General features: G+C 71.7%; 5 protein-coding genes. 3 read left to right on the forward strand and 2 right to left on the reverse strand.

Annotation, left to right across the window (positions count from 1 at the left end; all coding sequences use genetic code 11):
• On the reverse strand, window positions 1-832 hold an 832-nt coding region (locus E6R18_RS33695), incomplete at its 3' end, for a phosphatase PAP2 family protein (protein ID WP_136320667.1).
• A gap of 533 nt (window positions 833-1,365) precedes the next feature.
• Between E6R18_RS33695 and E6R18_RS33700 the strand changes: the two genes are divergently transcribed.
• Together E6R18_RS33700 and E6R18_RS33705 are read left to right on the forward strand one after the other, a co-directional pair.
• Complete coding sequence (locus E6R18_RS33700; protein WP_136320668.1) at window positions 1,366-3,018, forward strand: MFS transporter; 1,653 nt, start codon at window positions 1,366-1,368, stop codon at window positions 3,016-3,018.
• Between the two features lie 106 nt (window positions 3,019-3,124).
• Window positions 3,125-4,336 carry an acyl-CoA dehydrogenase family protein gene (locus tag E6R18_RS33705; protein WP_136320669.1) on the forward strand — a complete coding sequence of 404 codons (1,212 nt, stop codon included), beginning with the start codon at window positions 3,125-3,127 and terminating at the stop codon, window positions 4,334-4,336.
• Window positions 4,337-4,351: 15 nt separating this feature from the next.
• Here E6R18_RS33705 and sepF read toward each other — a convergent pair whose 3' ends face one another.
• Window positions 4,352-4,795 carry a cell division protein SepF gene (sepF, locus tag E6R18_RS33710; protein ID WP_136320670.1) on the reverse strand — a complete coding sequence of 148 codons (444 nt, stop codon included), beginning with the start codon at window positions 4,793-4,795 and terminating at the stop codon, window positions 4,352-4,354.
• 247 nt (window positions 4,796-5,042) lie between these two features.
• On the opposite strand from sepF, the gene E6R18_RS33715 reads away from it, so the two are divergent.
• Window positions 5,043-5,532: DUF5685 family protein (locus E6R18_RS33715; protein ID WP_240799948.1), on the forward strand; the 490-nt coding region annotated here is incomplete at its 3' end.

Here is a 5,532-nt window from a genome sequence, read left to right on the forward strand (position 1 = left end):
CGTGCGCGGGGCCCTGTGCCGCCGCCTCGTCCGCGGCCGGCTGTCCGGCCGGCACGGGCAGGGGGGCGTCGGCGGCGGGCGCCGACGGGACGGGACGGCTGCCGGGTGCGCCCAGCCGGGCACGGGCCGCGAAGATCCAGTCCTCGGCGCGGGTGATCAGCGGCTCCACCCAGGGCAGCCCCAGCAGGATCAGCAGGCCCGCGGCCCAGCCGAGGAGCACGTCACTGAGCCAGTGCGTACCGAGGTACACCGTCGTCAGGCCGACTCCGAGCGAGACGATCGCGGACATGGCCGACAGATAGCGCCTGGCCCTCGGGGTGGCGGCCAGGTAGGCCAGGATTCCCCAGGTCACCACGGCGTTGGCGGTGTGGCCGGACGGAAATATATCGCCGCCGGCGAAGAGCTCGGCCGAGCCGATCCTGGTCGCGTAGTGCGGGCCGAGCCGGCCGAGGCCGATCTTGACCGCGCCCACCGTCAGGTTGAGCAGCAGCAGCGAGGCGCCCAGTGTCAGCAGCGGGCGCAGGGTGTGCTGGCGCCAGGAGCGCCAGCCGAGCCAGCAGGCGACCATGACCGCCGTGGGGCCGCGCTGCCCGAGGACCACGTAGTAGTCGAGGGCGGCGTGGATTTCGGGCCACTGCTGGTAGGGCCGGAAGAGCATGACCTTCCAGTCCAGGGTCACCAGCCAGGACGACATGAGCACGGCAATGACGATGGCCAGATAGAACGCCAACGTCCCGCCGAAGAGAGCGATGCGGTGACGGCTCATCCGCGGTGTCTCTATCTTCGGCGGTTCCGGCTCCCGGTCCAGCCGGGCGAAGATGTCGGTACGCACCCAATCGACGTTACAGCGAGTGAGTGGGCGCGCCGGTCGATCCGGGCGCTTTGTGATGACGATGTGATGTGGACTATGTCTCATCCGGCAGGTTTTTTCAGGATGCCTGAATAACTCCCGAATTCTTTTCCGAGCTTTATGCTATGCGTGTTCGGAAACGGAATTCAGTGACGCGCCGGAAGAATTATCGGGACGCCGGAGCATGTTTCTCCGGGGCGTGGCGGAACAGGACGGACGGTGTCAGTCCGGTTACCGTACGGCTTCGGACGGGAGGCTTCCCGGAGTCGCGGGCGCGGCTCGGGCGGATCTTGGCGGGCCGCGGCGGCGCCCCGGGCCGGGCCGGGGCGGGTGGCGCGCAGTGGCGTACGCCACACTTCGCGGGCTCACGCGGTATGAGATGGACCACGTGTGCCCCTGCCGAACTCGCGTACGCTGACGGATCACTCGCCCGTCGACGCCGGGCTCCCGGGAACAGCGGCCGCCGCGACCGGGTGGGCCCGCCGAGCGCGAGGGACCACTTGGGAGGTAGATGCATGTCCGGGACGCCCACAGCCCGAATCCGCCTGCGCGCAGCCGCCGACGGTGCCAACCGATGGGTCGTCCTGGTCGTCCTCTGCCTCAGCCTGCTGCTCGTCGCGCTCGACGCGACGGTGCTGCACGTCGCCGTCCCCGCCGTCACCGAGGACCTGCGGCCCAGCGCCGCCGGCCTGCTGTGGATCGTGGACGCCTATCCGCTGGTCTGCGCCTCCCTGCTGATCCTCTTCGGCACCCTCGGCGACCGGGTCGGACGCAGACGCGTCCTGCTGCTCGGCTACGCCCTCTTCGGCGTCGCCTCCGCGGTCGCCGCCCTGGCCGACACCGCGGGCGTGCTCATCGCGGCCCGCGCCCTGCTCGGCGTCGGCGGGGCGATGATCATGCCCGCGACCCTTTCGATCCTGCGGCAGGTCTTCCCCGACCGGCGCGAACGGGCCGTCGCGATCGGCGTGTGGTCCGCGGTCGCGGCCGTCGGCGCGGCCACCGGGCCCGTCATCGGCGGCTTCCTGGTCGAGCACTTCTGGTGGGGCTCCGTCTTCCTGATCAACATCCCGCTGATGGCCCTGATCCTGCCGGTCGGCCGGCTGCTGCTGCCCGAGTCCCGGGGCAGCGACGACGGACCCTGGGACGTGCTCGGCGCGCTGACGGCCGCCGCCGGGGTGCTCGGTGTGGTCCTGGGCGTGAAGCGGGCCGGCACCGGCGAGGGGCTGACCGGCCCCGCCACCCTGGTGCCGCTGCTGCTGGGCGCCGCGCTGCTCGTCGCCTTCGTCCGCCGCCAGAAACGGCGCACCCACCCGCTGATCGACATCGGCATGTTCGCCCGGCCCGCCTTCTCGACGGCGGTGGGCTGCATCGTCCTGGCCATGCTGGCCCTGGTCGGTCTCGAACTCGTCGCCGTCCAGTACCTCCAGCTCGTCCTGGGCCTCAGCCCCCTGGAGACCGGCCTCAGGCTGCTGCCGCTCACCTTCGCCGCGATGGCCGCGGGCGCCACCGGCTCCCACACCCTGCGCCGGATCGGGCCGCGCCGGATGGTCGGCTGGGGCTTCGTCCTGACGGCCGCCTCGGTGCTGACGCTGACCGCGATGGGCCGGCACGACCGGCCCGCCCTGCTGACCGCCGTCTTCGTCGCCCTCGGCTTCGGCCTCCAGTCCACGCTGTTCGGCGCGTACGAGTCGATGCTCAGCGAGGCCCCGGCCGACCGGGCCGGCGGGGCGGCGGCGATCGGGGAGACCTCCTACCAGCTGGGCGCCGGCATGGGGATAGCCCTGCTCGGCAGCGTGATGAACGCCGCGTACGCCCCCGGCCTCGCCGGGCTCCCGGCCGCCGGCGTCCCCGCGTCGGCGGGCGCCGCCGCCTCCCACTCGCTCGGCGAGGCATACCAGGAGGCCGCGCACCTGGGCGGCCCTCTCGGCGCCGTCCTGCGCGCCACCGCCCGGGACGCCTTCATCGACGGGCTGCACGTCACGCTGCTGGTCAGCGCGGGCCTGCTGCTGCTCGGAGCGCTCGCCGCGCTGAGGCTGCCCCGGGTCATGGAGTGCGCGCCGAAGCTGGGCGAACCCCGGGAGTCCGCGGAACGCCTCGACGCGCCGCTGCGGGTGCCCGCCGGGCGCCGGCCGGCCGGGGCGGCGCGCTCTGGACGTGCGGCGCACTGAGTCGTAACGTCGGCACGGCGTCGTAACTAACGCTGCTAGTTTTCGACCGGTTTTCGAGCAACCCCACCGACATCGGTACCGTGCGAGCCGCCGGAGGCACACCCTCATGTCCACCGCCCCCACCTCGAAGCTCCCTCCCTTCGACCCCCGCGACCCGATCGGCGTCGACGACCTGCTGAGCCCCGAGGACCTCGCGATCCGCGACACCGTCCGCACCTGGGCCGCCGACCGGGTCCTGCCGCACATCGCCGAGTGGTACGAGAACGGCGAGCTGCCCGGCATCCGGGAGCTGGCCCGCGAACTGGGCTCGCTCGGCGCACTCGGCATGTCGCTCCAGGGCTACGGCTGTGCGGGCGCCACCGCCGTCCAGTACGGGCTGGCCTGCCTGGAACTCGAAGCGGCCGACTCGGGCATCCGCTCACTCGTCTCCGTACAGGGCTCGCTCGCCATGTACGCGATCCACCGCTTCGGCTCCGAGGAGCAGAAGCAGCGGTGGCTGCCCGGCATGGCGGCGGGCGAGACCATCGGCTGCTTCGGCCTCACCGAGCCGGACCACGGCTCGGACCCGGCCGCCATGCGCACGTACGCCAAGCGCGACGGCGGGGACTGGGTGCTCAGCGGCCGCAAGATGTGGATCACCAACGGCTCGGTCGCCGGTGTCGCGGTCGTCTGGGCGCAGACCGACGAGGGCCCGGCCGGCAGCGGCATCCGCGGATTCGTGGTGCCGACGGACGCGCCCGGGTTCTCCGCGCCCGAGATCCGGCACAAGTGGTCCCTGCGCGCCTCGGTCACCAGCGAGCTCATCCTGGACGAGGTGCGGCTGCCCGCCGACGCGGTGCTGCCCGGCGTCACCGGGCTGCGCGGACCGCTCAGCTGTCTCAGCCACGCCCGCTACGGCATCGTGTGGGGCGCGATGGGCGCGGCCCGGTCGAGCTTCGAGGCGGCCGTCGACTACGCGCGGACCCGCGAACAGTTCGGGAAGCCGATCGGCGGCTTCCAGCTCACTCAGGCCAAGCTCGCCGACATGGCCGTCGAGCTGCACAAGGGCATCCTGCTCGCCCACCACCTGGGCCGGCGGATGGACGCGGGGCGGCTGCGTCCGGAGCAGGTCAGTTTCGGGAAGCTGAACAACGTGCGGGAGGCCATCGAGATCTGCCGTACCTCGCGCACGATCCTCGGTGCCAACGGGATCTCGCTGGAGTACCCGGTGATGCGGCACGCCACGAACCTGGAGTCGGTGCTCACCTACGAGGGGACCGTGGAGATGCACCAGCTGGTCCTGGGTAAGGCGCTCACCGGCCTGGACGCGTTCCGATGAGCGCCCGCAGGACGGTCAGCTCTGGTTGAAGAAGCCGTCGGCCGGCCGGCCGACGGCTTCGCCGTTCAGCACCTGGGTGTCGGCGGGGGTCAGCAGGAAGACCCGGGTGGCCACGCGGTCGATCGACCCGCGCAGCCCGAAGATCAGCCCTGCGGCGAAGTCCACCACGCGCTTGGCGTCGGCGGAGTCCATGGACGTGAGGTTCATGATCACCGGGACGCCGTCCCGGAAGAGCTCGCCGATGCTGCGGGCGTCCCGGAAGCTGTCCGGGGTCACGGTTGCGATCCGGCGGCCCGTCTCCTCGGCCGCCTCGGAGACCACCCGCACCCGAGGATCGGTCACCCATGCCTGGCCCGTCCCGGTCCGTGCACCCTCGGTGTACTCGTCGTCGTCGTAGTACCGCTCGTCGTTGTCCTCTACGAGGCCCAGCCAGGCACTCGCCTTGCGCACCGATCCCATGGACGCCTCCTCTCACCGCGGTTCCTTGTTGTTCCGCATCTCTTTCGTATCCCTATGGTCGTCCATGATGCGGATCGTGCGCCAAGGGGATAGGCGGCGCGCAGGGCATTCGTGACGGTACTGGTGCAGAGGATGTGGCGATTCGTCAAGGTTCCTCCCGGTAAAGGGGCCTGAAGAAAGAAAATATGATGCGCCGGTCCGTACGGGTGACATGGGGGACGTACGGGTGAACGGGTCGCTCGATACGATGCCGTCCGCGTCCGCGCCCGAGCGCGGCGCACACGCGAACGACTACCGGGGGATGGCCGTGTTCGGAATCGTCAGGCCCTGTACGCACCGCCTCTCCGAGGGGCTCAAGGCCGAGTGGATGGCCCACCTCTGCGGGCTCTGTCTGGCGCTGCGCTCCGACCACGGGCAGTTCGCCCGGATCGTCACGAACTACGACGGCCTGATCGTCTCGGTCCTGACGGAGGCTCAGTCCGAACGCACCCCCGCACTGCGCCGCACGGCCGGGCCCTGCCCCCTGCGCTCGATGCGCACCGCGCCGGTCGCGCGCGGCGAGGGCGCCCGGCTGGCGGCCGCCGTCTCGCTGGTGCTCGCCTCGGCGAAGGTGCGCGACCACGTCGCCGACCGGGACGGCCTACGCCTCCGGCGTACCGTCCGCCGCGATGCGGTGGAAGCCGAGGTACGGGGTCAGGGACTCGGGCAGGACGAGGGAGCCGTCCTCCTGCTGGCAC

It is taken from the genome of Streptomyces sp. A1277 (genome assembly GCF_004795015.1).
Classification (GTDB): domain Bacteria; phylum Actinomycetota; class Actinomycetes; order Streptomycetales; family Streptomycetaceae; genus Streptomyces.

Excerpts from the sequence above, each read along its gene's own strand:
- E6R18_RS33700 (WP_136320668.1), top strand. The coding sequence starts at position 1,366 with ATGTCCGGGACGCCCACAGCCCGAATCCGCCTGCGCGCAGCCGCCGAC.
- E6R18_RS33705 (WP_136320669.1), top strand. The coding sequence starts at position 3,125 with ATGTCCACCGCCCCCACCTCGAAGCTCCCTCCCTTCGACCCCCGCGAC.
- sepF (WP_136320670.1), bottom strand. The coding sequence starts at position 4,795 with ATGGGATCGGTGCGCAAGGCGAGTGCCTGGCTGGGCCTCGTAGAGGAC.